Genomic DNA, 16,096 nt, shown 5'->3' with positions numbered 1-16,096 from the left:
TAGGTAAGTACATAGGATATACGGAGTTCCACAAGGAAGGGCTGGGGACATGAATATTTTGTTAACCACTTATTTTTATCTGCCGCACGTCGGCGGGGTTTCGACGTACGTGGACACGCTGAAGCGCGAGCTGGAGCGGCTCGGCCACCGGGTGGATATTTTCGCCCACCATCCCGATATGCAGCATTATTACATGCCGAACAACGGGCGCACCTTGGTGAAATCGAAAGTGAAAGACCGCATCTATGAGCAGGTCTACGCCTACTACGATCAGCAGATGAAGCATGTCGATCCGTGGATTCGCTGGCGGGATATCGAAAGGTACTGCTTCGAGGCTGCGGCGTCGGTATTCGGGCTGCAAAAATACGACCTGATCCACACCCAGGACATTGTGTCGACCCGGGCGCTGTGGCGCGTCAAAAACAAAACGACGCCGCTGATCGCCACGATCCACGGTTGCTTGGCCACGGAATTTATCTACTCCGGCGAAGTCACCGGAAAAGACACGCTGCCCTGGAAATACGCCGCGGCCGAGGAGTTTTACGGAGCGATTTCCAGCGATGCCACGATCGTTCCTACCGATTGGCTCAAAGCGCTATCCATGAGCGAATTTGCCGTTCCCGGCAAGCATTTGCAGGTCATTCCCTACGGAATGGACGTCGAGGTGTTCCAGAAGCGGCTGGCATCCGCTCCTGCCCCGGCGCGCTCCGAAAAAAGAGTTCTGATCTGCCCCGCCAGACTCGTTCCGGTGAAGGGTCACAAGCATCTGATTGAAGCGTTGGCCATGCTCAAAGGGGTTCGCGAGGATTGGGAATGCTGGCTGTTGGGCGACGGGCCGCTGGAGAACCAGCTGAGGGAGCAGGTCCGGAGCTTGGGATTGGAAGCGCATGTGCAGTTTTGGGGCCCAAGGCAGGACGTTCCGGAACTGCTGAGCCAAGCTGACGTGTTTGTGCTTCCGAGCCTTCAGGATAATCTCCCGTTTTCCATTATGGAGGCGCAAATCGCCGGGAAAGCCGCGGTCGTATCGGATGCGGGCGGCATTCCGGAAATGGTGAAGCACGGCAAAACCGGGCTTGTGTCTCCGGCCGGCCAGAGCGAACCGCTATTCCAAAACCTCCGCCGGATGCTGGAGAGCGACAGGCTGAGAACCCGGTTAGGGGAGCAAGCCAAACGGTGGGCGCTGGAGCATTGGTCCATCGAAACGATGATGAAGAAAACATTGAAGGTGTACGATACGGTGATGAAACGGCGGTTTGTGAATAGGGAGGGAGCATAAAGCATGGAGGTAAGCGCAGTCTCCGTTCCGAGACGGGGAAGGGTTGTGCCGCAGCGGGGAAAACCTGCGGCAGGGCGAAGCGGTCAGGTAAGGTTGATTCATCTCGGAGCAGTCAAAAAGATCGCCACCATCGAGAAAATTCAAGAGGAGAAAGCGCGCCGGAAATCCGCGGCGCAGCGGCCCAAACGGAAGTCGCTCAGGACGCGGAAACTAGCGGCATGGAGAAAAAGAAAGGCTAGACGGAAAAGATGGGCCAAAGGGCAGCGGCGGAGGATTCACCGGAGATTAGCGCGTGTTGTCGTCCGCCGGCCGGCGGCAGGGAACCGCCGGCATAACGCGTCGGCGAACCCGGCCGCAGCGCCGGATCAGGCGGCGGGAACTTCGCCGCAGAACCTAGCGAAACCTGCGGGAGAACCCGGGGCACCGGCCGGAATTCGGCCCGCCGGGAATCCGGCCGCGGGGAATATCGGAGGTGGAGCGGCTTTGACGCCGCCGGCGGAACATCCCGGCACGTTAAAACATCCTTTTGCCGCGGAAGCACATCGCGGTTTGATCCCCCTGCCGGACCCGTTTAGAACAGGAGGTGACCCGGCTGCCGCAGGGGTAGCCGTGGATACGGCGATCGGGCAGGTCCTGTCGCCTGGACCGGAGCCGGCGGAACCCGCTATTGCGGCAGACCCGGCAGGGGCGGCGGTTCCGGAGGAAATGTTCGCCGCGGCCGAAGTGGTCCCCGTCGCGGAGCCGTTTGTGCCAAGTAGACCGGGACCGGAGAGCGAAGTTGATCGCACACCCGCTCCCGTAGCCGTAATCGCTCCGGCCGAACATGAGGCGGTGCAGGAGCAGGTCCCGGCCGCGCCGGAGCTAAACGTCGTGCTGGAAGAAACCATGATTCCCGATCCCGCCTTCATTCATATTTTGCAGTCCGGCACCGAGCCGGTCGAACTGGGCAATGAATGGAGACAGGTCGAATCGGATGAGTCGATCGGTTCGGTCCTTCGCCCGGAGACGGTTCAGGCGTTGGCCGCCGAGGTTTCGCCTCCGTCCATCCCCGAGCCTGCGGATGGAGGAAGCGAAACTTCAAATCCTGGCAGCGGCGCCGCGAACGGAGAATCGTAGCAGACTATTATTCTAAAACTATATATTTTTCCCTTGAGGCTGGTTCTTATATATAAGTTGAACAACTGAAAAAAGCGAGTTAGGCAAAAGTGTGAAATGATTCTGAAGAAACGGTAGTAATCGTAAGAACATTTCACACGGCTGCCCTGATCCGTTCTATCAACAGTTCAACTTATAGACTAATCGAACCGCCTCTTTTTTTGATTCGAACGGATGTCCCTGCCATTCTATTTTTTCTCGGAATATACTGACTAGCGTAGCAAGCAAGATTTTGAAGCAGATTATTTTGCAGAGGAGTTGAATGTCGTGTTCACAAGAAACAAAGGGGAAGACGCAAGTCAGGTTCTTCAAAAAATGCTGGCCAAAATTCCGCCTGTCTATCACGGGATGATTCCTTCCGACCTGTCGGATGAAGAAAAAGTAGCTTATCTCGAAGAACAGGAGCAGCGGGGAATTTTTAGAACGAAGCCGTTTTTTATGTGGCTGAACAAAGCTCCGGGTTCGGGGTTGTTCACCGGTCCGGGAACAGGCCCGGGAACGGGCCCCGGAACCGGGCTGCTGGGCGACAATATTACCCCGTACATTCCTTTTGGCCAACGCCAGGCGTATCAGGAGGAATACACCGGTGTATATTTCCACGAACTTCCCGACCCTGTGGTCATTAAGCCGGCCCCCGTAGAAGTTCAGCCACCCGTCTATGAAGTGGAAGTGGATAAAGAATTGATTGACGAGCTGGATGAGGAGATGGACCTCGAAGACCTGTTGGAGGAAGACGAGGACAACGAGGAAGAAAGCCTGCAAAAATAAACGGGAGTTTAATCTAACCACCGGACATGATGTCTAGTGGTTTTTCTTTAAACAGCGCGGTTTCAGCTTTCTGGTCCACAATCACTTTATAGAAGGAGGAGGTCTTGCTTGAACATATTGTTGGCCACCTATTGGCCGTTTCCGCATATCGGCGGCGTGTCGACCTACCTGAACATCCTTCGTTCCCGGCTTGCGGAAGCCGGGCATGAGGTGGAAATCCTTGCCCAGCATCCCGGCCTCGCACACTACTATCTTGTTCGCGGCGGGCTCCGGCTCTGGAAACAAGACTTTCTTCCGCAGGCGGAGGAGGCGGTGAAAGCCCGGTTCCGGCGGCGTAAAATCCCGCTAAGTCCATGGATGCTCTGGAGGGAAAGCGAAAAATACGCTTTCGAGCTGGCCTGCCGAGGGCTTCCTTTGCAAGACTATGATTTGATTCATACGCAAGATATTATCTCAACCTTTGTACTCCGCAAGGCCAAGCCGGGGCGTGTTCCTCTGGTAGCGACGATTCACGGTTGTCTGGCTACCGAATGGGCGGCAAGTAACGAGATTCAGGCTCGCTCTCCGTTGGAACAGCATTATCTGTCTTTGGAAGAATACTACGGCTCCATGTCCCCGGACGGTCTGATTTTGCCCAGCCGCTGGTTGTCGGGCAGACTATCGACGTTCGGAATCCGGCATCCCCGCGCTTACATTATTCCTTACGGCTTGAACCAGGAAGCGTACCGGGACAGGCAAGACAAGCAGCAAATGAACTTAAGAGTGTCTTCCTCGGTCCGGCCAAACAAAATCATTGCCTGCCCTGCGCGCCTCGTCGCCATCAAAGGACAAAAATACCTGATCGACGCGATGAAGCTGCTTGTGCAGAAGCGCAGCGACGTCGTCTGCTGGCTGATTGGGGACGGGATGATGCGCCAGGATCTGGAGCGGCAAACGAAGGAGCTTGGTCTTGAGAAGCATGTCATCTTTTGGGGCAAACGTCATGATGTTCCGGAGTTGATTGAAGGCGCCGACGTCGTGGTGCTCCCTTCGCTGCAGGATAACTTGCCGTTTACGATCATCGAAGCGCATAGCCTGGGCAAACCGGTCGTCGCTTCCCGAACCGGCGGAATCGTGGAGATGGTCGAGGACGGGGTCAACGGATTGCTGGCGGAACCGGGCAATGCCGTTGATTTGTACGAAAAGCTGCTAAGGCTTGTGGAGGATGACCGGCTCCGGGAAAAGCAGTCCGCCGAAGCGCGAAAACATGCCTTAACCGTATGGAACGACATGGCCATGCTCGGGCAAACGTTCGAGGTTTACGGGCAGGCAACCGTCAGCCGGCCGCTGCCGCTGCTGAGGCAGGACTTTGTTTCCAGGTTAAGCGATGATTACTGGGCGAATGCACGCCTGGCAGCCGGCCATATACGGAATTTTTCCATCCTGTCCGGAACGGTGGCCGACGCCGAAACGGGTCTCCCGCTGCCGGACACCCCAATTCATTTGCTGGATACGGCCGGCGTCGTCCTTCGGAGTACGGCGAGCGGCAGCGGCGGGCAGTTTGAAATTTGCGATCTTCAGCCCGGAACCTATGAATTGGCGCTGTCCCACCCCCAGGCTGGGCTGAAGACGCGAAAAATCGCCGTTCTTTCGGCCGAATCGACCCGGATCGACATTTCGCTATAGAGGAGGGGATGAGGTGAGCAATCGGCTGCCTTTTTATTTATGGAAGCGACTGGAGGGTGAACGGGAGCATGACCGCTTTGGCGATGTGGTGCTTGCCGGAGACATCAATGGGGACGGGATGGACGAATGGATCATTGCCGCCAGCACGGCAACCTTTGTCGAAGACGAAGACGGTGTGAATCCGATCCCCCATTATTACCGGGGAAAAGTTTATGTATATTCGCACGACCTGAAGCCGCTCTTCACGCTGCAGGGCGATCGTTACGGCGACTGTTTCGGGGCTTCGGTCGCTTTGGGGGACATCAACGGCGACGGCAACCCGGAAATTATCGTCGGGGCCCCGCGGGCAAGCGCCGGTTCCCTGCTGGAATGCGGAACCGTATCGGTTTACTCCGGACGTACCGGGAACTTGCTTGGGAAGTGGAGCGGCGAAGAAAATTACGCTCGTTTGGGAGCGGCGCTGACTGTTTTGGATTGGAACCAGGACGGCATCCCGGATGTGGCGGTGTCTTCGCATAACTTGGACCCGAACGGGGCCGACCGGGATGGACGGGTGACCGTTTACTCCGGCCGGGATCATTCGATCCTGGAGAGCTGGGAGGGCAAGAACGGGGAAGGTTTGGGGCTTTCGCTCGCTTCCGGCGATGTGGACGGCGACGGCAAACCCGAACTTATCGTAAGCGCGCCGCTATATTCCGGCGCGGATATGACCCGCAACGGACGCGTCCTGGTGTTTCGCGGCGGGTCGGCGCCGATGTTCGAGTCCAGAGGAAAGCGAAGCTATGACGAACACGGACGCAAAGTGGCCGCGTTCGACCTTGACGGGGACGGCATCGCCGATTTGGTCATCGGCTCGCCCAAAGCTGGGGGCGAATTTACCCGCGGCGGGGCGGTGACTGCCTACAATCTGGTCTCAGGCGAACTGGTGATGGAAAAGGAAGGCTGGTTCGGCCTTCAGGAGCTGGGGACCGATATTGTCCCGTTTGCCCAACGCGGGCAGGAGCCGGCCGTGCTTGCCGGATCGCGGGTCGGGGCCGCCTATCTGCTGGGCCGGGACGGCAAGCTGATTCACGAGTTTAACGGCGACGAAGCGGAGGTGTTCGGCCATTCCCTGGCGGTTATGTACGGGACGGACGAAGCGCAAATTGCGGTGGGCGCCGTTTCGGGCTTGAACCAAAACCGGTTTATGTCCGGATGCGTATATTTCCTGTCCACCGAGCCGCCAGCCGCCAGTAAACGGGATGCGCCTGTGTTGCCTGAAGCCGCTGCGGCCGATTCCGGCGGAGCTTTACAGGCGCATTCACAGCCGGCCTTCCCCGCGGGTGATATTCCGGCTGCGGCTGCGGTTTCGCCGAAGCGGATTTTGCTGGCAACCTACTGGTATTTGCCTCATGTCGGCGGGGTCGATGTCTATGTGCGTCTGCTGAAAAAAGAGCTGGAGCGCAAAGGGCATCAAGTCGATGTGCTGGCCCATCATCCGGATATGGCCCACTACTATCTTGTGGACGGAAACAAAAAGATCAATAAATGGAAGATCAAAAACCTGGTTTACGATCAAGTCATCCGTTTCTACCAGAAGTATTTGGCCCATGTCGACCCTTGGGTGCGTTATCGCGACGTCGAGCGCTATTGCTACGAACTGGCCGCCGCCTTGTTTGATTTGGATCAATACGACATCATTCATACGCAGGACATCATTTCCACCCGGGCGTTGTCCCGCGTCAAGCCGTCCCGCACCGCCCTGGTCGCCACCATTCACGGCTTGCTGGCCAAAGAGCATATGATTGCCGGAGATATTGAAAGCAAGGACAGTTTGGCTTGGAAATACGTGGCCGATGAAGAGTATTACGGGTGCGTGTCGGCGAACGCCGCCATTTTGCCTACCGAATGGCTTCGCCGTGAAATGGTCCGGTTCTCCGTGCCCCCGGACATCTTCAGCGTCATACCTTATGGTATGGATTTCGCCGAATTCGAGCAAAGATCGCAAGCGCCGCTTACGGATCCGCTTCCGCAAGCAGCGGAATTCACGATCAGCTGCCCGGCCCGGCTCGTCCCGGTCAAAGGCCATCGTACCCTGATCGGGGCGCTAAGCCGAATAAGCTCCGATCCGCGTTGGCATTGCTGGCTGCTCGGCGACGGAGTTCTTCGCGCCGACGTGGAACGCTGGATTTCCGAAGCCGGCTTGACGGACCGCGTCACCCTGCTCGGCGACCGCCGGGACGTGCCGGCGATTCTGCGGCAAAGCGACTGTATGGTGTTGCCTTCCTTGCAGGATAACCTGCCGTTTTCCATCATGGAGGCGCAGCTGTCCGGTACCCCTATCGTCGCCTCGAACGCCGGCGGAATCCCCGAGATGATCCGGCATGAGGAAACCGGATTGCTGTTCGAAACCGGCAACGATCGGGAGCTTGCCCAGCAGTTGACCCGCCTGATGGAGGATCAGCCGCTGAGACGATCTTTGGCTAAACGGGCCAAGGAGTGGGCGAATCGGCAATGGTCCCCGGACACCCTGCTGGAGCGGACCCTGGCGGTTTATGATTTGGCGATGCAAAGGGTGAGAACATGATGATTTTTTCCTTTACCGTGTACGAAAAGCCGGATCCTATTTTCTGGCAGGAGCTGGCGGTCAAGCTTCCGGAAGGCTACAACTACCCCGATCCTTGCTTTCTGCGAACGCTCGATCCGGAGCTCTCCAGCCTGCCGTATGTCATGGACCGCTCGTGCCTGACCCCGGACATAACCAAAGGGGACGAGGCTTTCCGGGCGTCTCTTCCCGCCAAGCTGCCTCCGGAATACCGCATCCCGGACACCGGATTAATCAAGCGCTTATGCGAGTTGTGAACGCGGGTAAACCTCTATAAGTCAGGAATGATGGTGTATGAATGAACGTGTGCTGTTCGTGTTTTACGTGCCGAGCGGGGGGATGGAAACCGTAAATCGCCAGCGGTGCAGGGCATTGCGGCGTTTTGGAATTGAGGCGGAATGCTTGTACTACAGGTGGGGAGCCGGGCTGCAAAACAAAACGGACTTTCCGGTTTATGTCACGGATGAAGACGATGAAATTCGCCGGCTTATCCAAACGCGCCGCTACGATTGCATCGTGGTGACGACGGATTACGCCAGCTTTCCCCGCTTTCGCAGACTCGGTTACGAGGGCAAGCTCGTGCTGGAAATCCAAGGATTCGGATCCGTGGATACCGCCGAAAAAGAGCTTCGCGCCGCAGTCCCGATCGTCCGTCAGCATGCCGCCGCTTTAATGAATCCGAAAACGCCTCATATTACGGCCTTGTTTCAGCAATTGTACCCGGCCATTCCGCAATTTTATTTAAATAATTGTTTTGACGCCAAAGCTTTTTCGTACCGTCCTTCGCAAAAACAAAAGGAACCCGTAGTCGCCTGGGTCGGACGGATTGAGGACAATAAAAACTGGCGGGAGTTTCTTTATATTGCCCATTCCTTGCTTTTTTATGACCGGAGCATTCAAATCTGGATGTTTGAAGACCATTATTTATCGAGCCCCGCGGAGCGCGGAAAATTCGAAAGTTTGGTGGACCGGCTGCAGCTTCGCAGCCGTTTAAAGGTTCGCTCCAATGTGCCCAATCGGGAAATGATCCATTATTATTCCTCCATCGGCGATTCCGGCGGATTCCTGTGCAGCACCTCCAAAGTCGAAGGAGCGCCGATGTCCATCATCGAAGCGATGAGCTGCCGCTGCCCCGTGCTGGCAAGCGGTTCGGACGGCGTCGTCTCCTGCATTAAGCATAATAAAACGGGGAAAAGCTATGTCCTTGGCGATATCGGCCAGGCCGTTCGGGAAGGGCGCGAGCTGATGCTGAACAAACCGCTGCGAAACGGGATACAAACCCAAGCTTTACAGCTTGTAAAAAGCGAATTTCATCCGGATAAATACAGCCGGGAATTTATGAACATGCTGCAAACCATTTAATATACCATACCGTCAAGAAAAACTGTTCCCTGCGTTAAAAGGGACGCTTTCGGGAACAGTTCTTTTTTTCCCGCTGCGGTGAAACTTCCCTGAATGTCGTTCACGGATGCGGCGCACTCTAACGCATGTAATCATACACATTAAAATCTTTGATGGGGGATGACTACATGCCTGGAGCCAAAAGCAAAATCGTGAATTTGTCGTTGTCCGCCGCATTGCTGGCCAGCGTGATCGGCATTGCGGGCTGCGGTGACGGCACAGCCAAGAACAACGTACGGACGCAAAGCGTTCGGAACAACAACAACCGGAACTATGATGTCAACTCCCTTCCCAACGGGAACCGTCTGTTTTCGCGTAGCGCGGGGAACGGTCAGGATCAGCGGATTCGCTCCTTGAGATACAGTCCTGCGCTAAGCAATAAAGTCGCCCAGCTGGGCGATGTGCAGACGGCTCATGTCGTCGTGACGGACCGCGACGCATATGTGGCTGTTACGCTCCACGGTAACAACAACGCCGCCACGGGGAATACGGCGGGCCGGACAAACACTTACGGCATGCGTTCCACCGGCATCGGTACGGGAACGACGAATCTCGGCGGACCTTACGGTGCCGGCTACGGAACGCGCGGCGCCTATGACAACGGGCTTGGCCGCGGGCTGACGGCCCCTAACGGAGCCGGCGGTCTTTTCGGAACTCGCGGCAACAATTTGTTCGGCATGGGTGGAACGAACACGACCGGCACCGGGACACCCGGATACGGCACCGCCGGAAATGGTCCGGCCGGCTATGGAACGACAGGTTATGGGACAACCGGAACCGGGACCATGTACAATGGCGCCGGGAATATGGGGATGAGCAGCGTAAACCGCGGCACTACGATTTACGGTACCGGCACGCGCAGCGGAGCCGGAACTTATGACGGTGTAGGCGCAGGCCGCTTTAATGTCAACGGCGCGGTTACCGATAACGTCCCTCAGGACGTTAAGGACCGTATTGCCCATGTCGTGAAGCAAACGGCCCCTCATATCCGCAACGTGTATGTTTCCGGGAATCCCGACTTCGTAACCAGCATGGGGAACTATGCTACCCAAACGCGCGGAGGCGGGACGCTGAACAACGTCATCGGCGATTTCCAAACGTTGATCAACCGGATTTTCCCGGGGCGCACCGGGACGATGACCGGCCCGAACGGGTATACGCCTACCGGCCCGAATGCCGGCATGGGCAACGGTACGAGAGGCATGACGGGAACCGGTGGAGGTCTTCGCACCGGCACCAACGGCGGTTTTTCGGGCGGCACGACCCGTTAACGGAGAAACCGGCTAAATTAAAGCAATACAGGCTAGGCCCCCTTTCTCGCCAGAAGGGGGCCTAATTATTGTAGCCGAGAACCCGCAGATGGAATTTTACGTAATCTAACGAAGCTAACGAAATCTAACGTAATCTAAACGTACCGCCAGCGCGCTAATGGTTGTTAAAAACCAGGCGGCTTCATTTTTATGCAGATGTACTATGTGGTTTGCTCATAAGTATTTCCATTACATTAAGACATCAAGACTGAAGGTGATTCGCCGTTTGCTAGGACGGGCCGTTGAGATCAACTGCAAAAGTGCATTCTATTTTCCGTAGTTCATCCTTTTAGAGCGTTTGAAATGCAAAATGCATCTGAATATCCGCGATTTGATAAAAAAGTGACTTTTAACCGGAAATGAACTGCACATTTGCATTTGAACCGCCTGTTTCAGGGAGTTTCGACGAAATTCGCCTGCACTTTTGCATTTCATGGTGGGATACCTCGTTTTTAAAGACTTATTCGGCTTCGCCGTTTAGCAGCCGCCCTTTCACCCAAACCCGCTGCAGTTCCAGATCGCCGCTTACAAGCAGCAGATCGGCTTGTTTTCCGGTTTCCACCGCGCCGGTCAAATGATCGATCCGGATCAGCTTGGCCGGGTTGCCGCTGGCCAGTTCGGAGGCACGCTCCACGGACAAGCCAACTTCCTGCACCAGATAACGGAAGCCGCGGATCATTGTCAGCGTGCTGCCGGCCAATGTGCCTTCGCTATCTTTGAGGGTGCAGACCCGATCCTTCACAACGACCGGCAGATCGCCGAGCATATATTCGCCGTCCCCAAGACCGGCAGCCGACATCGCGTCCGTGATCAGCATCAGGTTGCTGCCGGTTTTCACGCTGGCGAGCAGCCGGATTGCGGCGGGGTGCACATGGATGCCGTCGGCGATAATTTCCGCGCTGATGCCGGGCGTGCTTAAAATCGTGCCGGCGGTGCCGGGCTTCCGGTGATGGAGCGGCGTCATGGCGTTGAACATATGCACGGAGTGGTTTAATCCGACTTCATACGCGGCCATCATTTGCTCGTAGGTTGCGTCCGTATGTCCGGCCGCCGCCACGATGCCCCGCTTGCGCAAATAGCGGATCAGCTCGTGCGAGCCTTCCCGCTCCGGCGCGAACGTCACCTGTTTGATCAGCCCGGGATAGCGTGTATCCCATGCTTCGATCCATTCCCGGTTCGGCGGCACGATATGCTCCGGATTTTGCGCTCCAGGCCATTTCGGGCTGATAAACGGCCCTTCCAAATGGACGCCGACGAGTTGGGCATAAGGCATATCGCCCTGCATATAACGATGCACTTCCTCGAGTACGTGTTCGATTACGTGCTTCGGCATCGTCATCGTGGTGGCCAGCATCGATGTCGTCCCCTGGCTGCAATGAAGCTTCGTAATCGCATCAAAGCCGCGCTGGCTGGGGGCGGAGAAATCCTCGAGCATGCCGCCGTGCACATGAACATCGATAAAACCGGGCAGCACGTAATGGCCGCTTGCGTCGATCGTTTCACATTCGGCCGGGAGCGAAAGCGGCGCGCCGGACGCGGAGCCGACATAAACGATAAGTCCGTTCTCTACGGCAACCGCACCGTCGTGAATGATTCCCCGGGGCGTAACGACTTCGGCATGGGTCAGGAGAAAATTTCGGCCGCTCATTATAGCCACTTCCCTGCAGCTTGATCTACAACGACAACGACATTGGAGTGGGTTTGCAGGAACGAAGCCGGGCATTTCGTCGTAATCGGTCCTTTCAGCGCCCGGGCGATCACTTCCGCTTTGTCTTCGCCTTTGGCCATCAGCAAAATTTGCTTGGCATGCAAAATGGAGCCGATCCCCATCGTGATCGCGTGCGTCGGCACCTCTTCGATGGAGTTGAAAAAACGCGCATTGGCCAGGCGGGTCCGTTCATCTAGCTTGACGATATGCGGCGGTCCCTGCAGCTCCTCGCCCGGTTCATTGAAGCCGATATGACCGTTGTGGCCCAGACCGAGCAGCTGCAAATCGATCTGACCGGCTTCATCCAGCAGACGCGAGTAATCTTCGGCCGCTTTTTGCGGATCGGCTTCCACGCCGGATGGAACATGGGTGTTTTCGGGCAAAATATCGATATGGTTAAACAGCTTCTCGTCCATGAATCGGCGGTAGCTTTCCGGATGATCGGCCGGAAGGCCGATGTATTCGTCGAGATTGTAGGTCGTAGCCTGCTTGAAGCTTACGCTGCCCTTCCGGTAAAGCTCGATCAATTTCCCGTAAACGCCGACCGGCGTACTACCGGTCGCCAGGCCGAGAATCGCCCGCGGATTGGATTGCAGCAGGCTGGCGATAATGCCTGCGCCGGTTTCGTTAAAATGGTCCTCGCTGCTCGTTTTGATGATGTTCAGCATAAGTTTTGCCCTCCTTGTGTTTTGCGGTAAATCTGCACGTTTTGATACGAACTTTCCAGCTTGGGAATATAGTCTTCAAACTCCAGACTAACCATTCCCGTAAATAAAATATCGATGACATGGAGTTGGGCGATCCGCGATGCCATGTCGCCCCGGCGCATTCCTTCCTCCAAGGAGGAAGAAAATAACGCGATGTCCGCCAAAGACGCCAGGCGGTTTTGCCCGTATTGCGTCAAGGAGAGCGTCACCGCGCCGCTGTCTTTGGCGCAGCGCAGCGCATCGATCGTCTCCGGCGTTTCCCCGGAATAGGAAATCGCCAGCGCGGCATCGCCCGCTCCCAGCGAAGACGCGGAGGTGATCTGCATATGGGAGTCGGCGAAAGCGGTGCAGTTTTTGCCGATGCGGATCAGCTTTTGATAGAAGTCCTGAGCCACCACCGATGAGGTGGCCACGCCGTACAAATCGATGCGCTTGGCCCCGCACAACGCCTTTACCGCCTGAGCCAGCTGGTTCATGTCCAGCAAGCGGGTGGTGTCGGTAATGGAGGCGAGGTGGTTCGCTTCCATGGCCTCGACGATTTTTTGCAGGTCATTGCCGGCAATAATGTCCTGATATTGCGTGTCCGCCGGTTTATGCGCCAGCTCTCCGGCAAGCTTCATCTTAAAATCGGGGAACCCTTTAAAATGAAACGTCTTGCAAAAACGCGTTATGGTCGAAGGGCTGACTCCGCACGTATTGGCCAATTCCGTAATGCCCAAATGAAGAACGGCCGCCGGCGATTCCAAAATATATTCCCCGAGTTTGCGCTCCTGCGGCGGCAGCGCGTCCAAATGGCTGGAGAGTGCGTGCAGTATTGGCGTCAAAAAGACCCCCTCCTGTAGATGGTGTGAAAATTATTTTTAAATATTATGCATTATACATGAAAATCATTTTGATTCCATCATAATGGATTCTTCACCGGTTTTCAAGGCCGTTTGCTGACGAAAGCTGGAGAGTTTCCTTGAATTCTGCCTGGCTGCATAATACACTTACATTAGGTTGGACCCTGTGGGGGGAGGAAGGAATCCTGTGTCAAAAGATGATCTCGACACATACATCGAGCGTATCGAAGCCGCTTGGTCGAGCACGTTCCGCAAAATGAAAAGCGAGCTGATGCATCATCAGGAGCTGGGGCTGACCGGACCGCAATTTCACATGCTGGCGCTGATCGACCGGCAAAAGACGTGCAACGTCAGCTATTTGGCGGACAAGCTCGAGGTGAAGCCCAGCGCCATTACGGTGATGATCGACCGGCTCGTGCAAAACGGATACGTCGAACGCCGGCATGATGAAAAAGACCGGAGGTCGGTTCTGCTGTCGGTGACAACGCGGGGCGCCGAGGTATGCGAAGAAGCCAGGAAGAGGTCCCGGGAGGTGCTGAAATCCCATTTGTCCGTATTGGACCGGCATGAGCTGGACGTGCTGGTGGGGATTCTGGAGAAATTCGGCAAGAACAAAAGGCAAGTAAGGGAGTAAGAAGAGGAGATGCAAAAGACCGCCGGAAGGTTGATCCGGCGGTCTTTTGCATGCGCTGGCAAGCGCGTTCTTTTCGGTAAAGCAATACGTTCTTTTCGGTAAAGCAGGTGCGGTCGTTTCTTCCAATCGCGGGAGAAAACTGCCGCCTGACTCGGTCTGCCTTCTTATGGAGTGCGTTGATAGACGTTTCTTTTATGTTTCTGCTTCTCCTGCTTCTCCCCGGCCAGCAAACGCCAAAGCACAAACAGCAGCAAAACGCTTTGCGGCAAGAACGTTTCCCAGGTCGGGTAGGCGCCGACCCATCCGGCGGCCGGCAGCCAGCTCCGGCTGTGCGCGGGGAGCACCCCCGCCACCTGCAGGGCGTGCAGGCTTTCTCCCGTGAAGCGAATGACCAGGAAATAGATGAACAGGCTGGCCGTCAGCATAAAAGGCTTGATCGGCAGCTTGACGCTAAACCGAATAAGCGCAAAGCCGAGCACCGCAAGCGCGGCCAACGCGCCAAGCATGCCGATCAGCAAGTGGGACAGCTCGATGGAGGGGGCCATTCCGATATAAAAGACGGCGGTTTCCGCGCCTTCGCGCAAGATCGCCAGCCCCGACAAAACAAACAGCGACCACAAGCTTCCGCGCTCCATTGCGCCCCCGAATTGTTTGGCGATGTATTGGTTCCAGGCCTGCGCGCTGGATTTGCTGTGCAAAAAATGCCCGACCGCCAGCATCATGACGACGGCCGCCAGGCCGATGAACCCTTCCAGCAGTTCGCGCGCGCCTCCCGACACCGCCTGGGCGACGGCATAGGTAAGCACAACTGCCAACGCGGCGGACAACGCCAGGCCCGACCCGGCTCCCGCCCAAATAAACCGGCGCGCAGCCGGCTGGTTCGCCCGCTTGGCAAAAGCGAGGAGCGCGGCCAGCACAAGGATGGCTTCCAGCCCTTCGCGCAGCAGAACGAGCGCTGCGTCCCAGGCGGTATAGGAGGTTTTAGCGCCCAGAGGCTCCAGATCGCTCAGCATTTGGCTGATGATATTCGCGGCCCGCGTAAAATCGGGAGGGCTGGACAGCAGATAGCTTTGCGCTTCGGTCATACGGTTTTCCGTAGCCGTGTATGCCGCCGGCGAGGAAATCGAAACCTCGCCTTCAACGCGGGGCCACATGACGATGAAGGCCTGCATTTGCTCCGCCGCCCCCGCGGCATCGCCGGCAGCGGCTGCCTGGGCCACCGCCTTAAGCAAAGCGATCGCATCCTCCAGGCCGGTTTGTCCGGCCGCGGGGAGGGCTGTGGCGGCCGAATCGTCCAGCTTGCCTCCGATATAGTTTTGCAGCAGATCCGCCAGCTTTTGCAATTCGCCGGCCGCCTGCTCCGTTTTCACAGGGTCTGCTTGCAGCGCGATGCGGATCAGGCTCATATGCGTCTCCACATCACTGTACACGCCGAAATGCCCGCTGCGGATCGGGCCCTCCATTTTGCTCCAGCCGTCCAAAATTTGCTTGAAGCGGCTTTGGGCTTCGTCGGGATTCCCGTTTTCCAGCGGCTTTAACGTGTTATTGACCATCTTCAGCAGCCGCCCGGCGGCTTCTTTTCCCATAGCGTCCGTTTCCGCCCGATCCCCGCCGCTTTGGATAAACTCGTTAACCTGCTTGGCTAACGTGGAGAGCCGGGTTTTGGCGTCGTCCGCGTCCTCGTGCCGGACCGCCTCCTTGGCTGCGGTCAACGCCTCGGAAACCGCCGCTGCCGCCTCGTCTGCCTGAGCGGAATCGATTTGTCCCCACGCTGCCTCGAACTTCTCCAGTTCGGCGGAAGCCTCGTCCCAATTGCCGCCGCCGGCTTCGACGAGGGCGCCGCCGACCAGCGGGAGCAGCGAATCGGATGCGGCGGACTTCGGCGTTTCGGCGGCGGCCCCGGCCCCGGACGCGAGGCAGGTGCAGACGGTTGCGAGCACCATAAGGCATACCGCGAGGCGCAGCGCACGGGAAGAAAGCCGGCGATCGCCCCGAAAACGTACCGGACTAGGCTGCGGCGCGTACGGTGTAATTGACATAAAACAT

At 56.9% G+C, this 16,096-nt stretch carries 13 protein-coding genes; 9 read left to right on the top strand and 4 right to left on the bottom strand.

Annotation, left to right across the window (positions count from 1 at the left end; translation table 11 throughout):
• Positions 1 to 49 precede the first annotated feature (49 nt).
• From NYE69_RS28525 to NYE69_RS28490, 8 genes are all read left to right on the top strand, one after another.
• A complete protein-coding gene (locus tag NYE69_RS28525; RefSeq protein ID WP_328270941.1) occupies positions 50 to 1,276 on the top strand; it encodes a glycosyltransferase family 4 protein in 1,227 nt (408 codons plus the stop codon).
• Positions 1,277 to 1,279: 3 nt separating this feature from the next.
• On the top strand, positions 1,280 to 2,392 hold the full coding sequence (locus NYE69_RS28520; RefSeq protein WP_340929290.1) for a hypothetical protein: 1,113 nt from the start codon (positions 1,280 to 1,282) through the stop codon (positions 2,390 to 2,392).
• Between the two features lie 306 nt (positions 2,393 to 2,698).
• Positions 2,699 to 3,199, top strand: coding sequence for a hypothetical protein (locus NYE69_RS28515; RefSeq protein ID WP_328270954.1), 501 nt, complete (start codon positions 2,699 to 2,701; stop codon positions 3,197 to 3,199).
• A gap of 108 nt (positions 3,200 to 3,307) precedes the next feature.
• Positions 3,308 to 4,864, top strand: coding sequence for a glycosyltransferase (locus tag NYE69_RS28510; RefSeq protein WP_340929289.1), 1,557 nt, complete (start codon positions 3,308 to 3,310; stop codon positions 4,862 to 4,864).
• Between the two features lie 13 nt (positions 4,865 to 4,877).
• On the top strand, positions 4,878 to 7,430 hold the full coding sequence (locus tag NYE69_RS28505) for a glycosyltransferase (protein ID WP_340929288.1): 2,553 nt from the start codon (positions 4,878 to 4,880) through the stop codon (positions 7,428 to 7,430).
• Positions 7,427 to 7,705, top strand: coding sequence for a hypothetical protein (locus tag NYE69_RS28500; protein ID WP_340929287.1), 279 nt, complete (start codon positions 7,427 to 7,429; stop codon positions 7,703 to 7,705). The genes NYE69_RS28505 and NYE69_RS28500 overlap by 4 nt, the downstream gene beginning before the upstream one ends.
• Before the next feature lie 37 nt (positions 7,706 to 7,742).
• A complete protein-coding gene (locus tag NYE69_RS28495; protein WP_340929285.1) occupies positions 7,743 to 8,810 on the top strand; it encodes a glycosyltransferase family 4 protein in 1,068 nt (355 codons plus the stop codon).
• A 167-nt stretch (positions 8,811 to 8,977) separates the two neighbouring features.
• Entirely contained in the window at positions 8,978 to 10,120 is a 1,143-nt protein-coding gene (locus tag NYE69_RS28490; protein ID WP_051985311.1) for a YhcN/YlaJ family sporulation lipoprotein, read from the top strand.
• 499 nt (positions 10,121 to 10,619) lie between these two features.
• Here NYE69_RS28490 and nagA read toward each other — a convergent pair whose 3' ends face one another.
• The 3 genes from nagA to NYE69_RS28475 are packed head-to-tail and all read right to left on the bottom strand — an operon-like array spanning position 10,620 to position 13,398.
• Positions 10,620 to 11,807 carry an N-acetylglucosamine-6-phosphate deacetylase gene (nagA, locus tag NYE69_RS28485; protein WP_340929283.1) on the bottom strand — a complete coding sequence of 396 codons (1,188 nt, stop codon included), beginning with the start codon at positions 11,805 to 11,807 and terminating at the stop codon, positions 10,620 to 10,622.
• On the bottom strand, positions 11,807 to 12,535 hold the full coding sequence (gene nagB, locus NYE69_RS28480) for a glucosamine-6-phosphate deaminase (protein ID WP_340929282.1): 729 nt from the start codon (positions 12,533 to 12,535) through the stop codon (positions 11,807 to 11,809). Before nagB ends, nagA begins: the two co-directional genes overlap by 1 nt.
• On the bottom strand, positions 12,529 to 13,398 hold the full coding sequence (locus NYE69_RS28475; RefSeq protein WP_340929281.1) for a MurR/RpiR family transcriptional regulator: 870 nt from the start codon (positions 13,396 to 13,398) through the stop codon (positions 12,529 to 12,531). Before NYE69_RS28475 ends, nagB begins: the two co-directional genes overlap by 7 nt.
• A 205-nt stretch (positions 13,399 to 13,603) precedes the next feature.
• On the opposite strand from NYE69_RS28475, the gene NYE69_RS28470 reads away from it, so the two are divergent.
• Positions 13,604 to 14,050, top strand: coding sequence for a MarR family winged helix-turn-helix transcriptional regulator (locus tag NYE69_RS28470; protein ID WP_340929280.1), 447 nt, complete (start codon positions 13,604 to 13,606; stop codon positions 14,048 to 14,050).
• A gap of 164 nt (positions 14,051 to 14,214) precedes the next feature.
• On the opposite strand, the gene NYE69_RS28465 is transcribed toward NYE69_RS28470, so the two are convergent.
• Positions 14,215 to 16,089, bottom strand: coding sequence for an FTR1 family protein (locus NYE69_RS28465; RefSeq protein WP_340929278.1), 1,875 nt, complete (start codon positions 16,087 to 16,089; stop codon positions 14,215 to 14,217).
• Positions 16,090 to 16,096 lie beyond the last annotated feature (7 nt).

It is taken from the genome of Paenibacillus sp. FSL R5-0527 (assembly GCF_038008055.1).
Lineage (GTDB): Bacteria > Bacillota > Bacilli > Paenibacillales > Paenibacillaceae > Fontibacillus > Fontibacillus macerans.
This window is presented reverse-complemented; position numbering and strand designations above follow the sequence as displayed.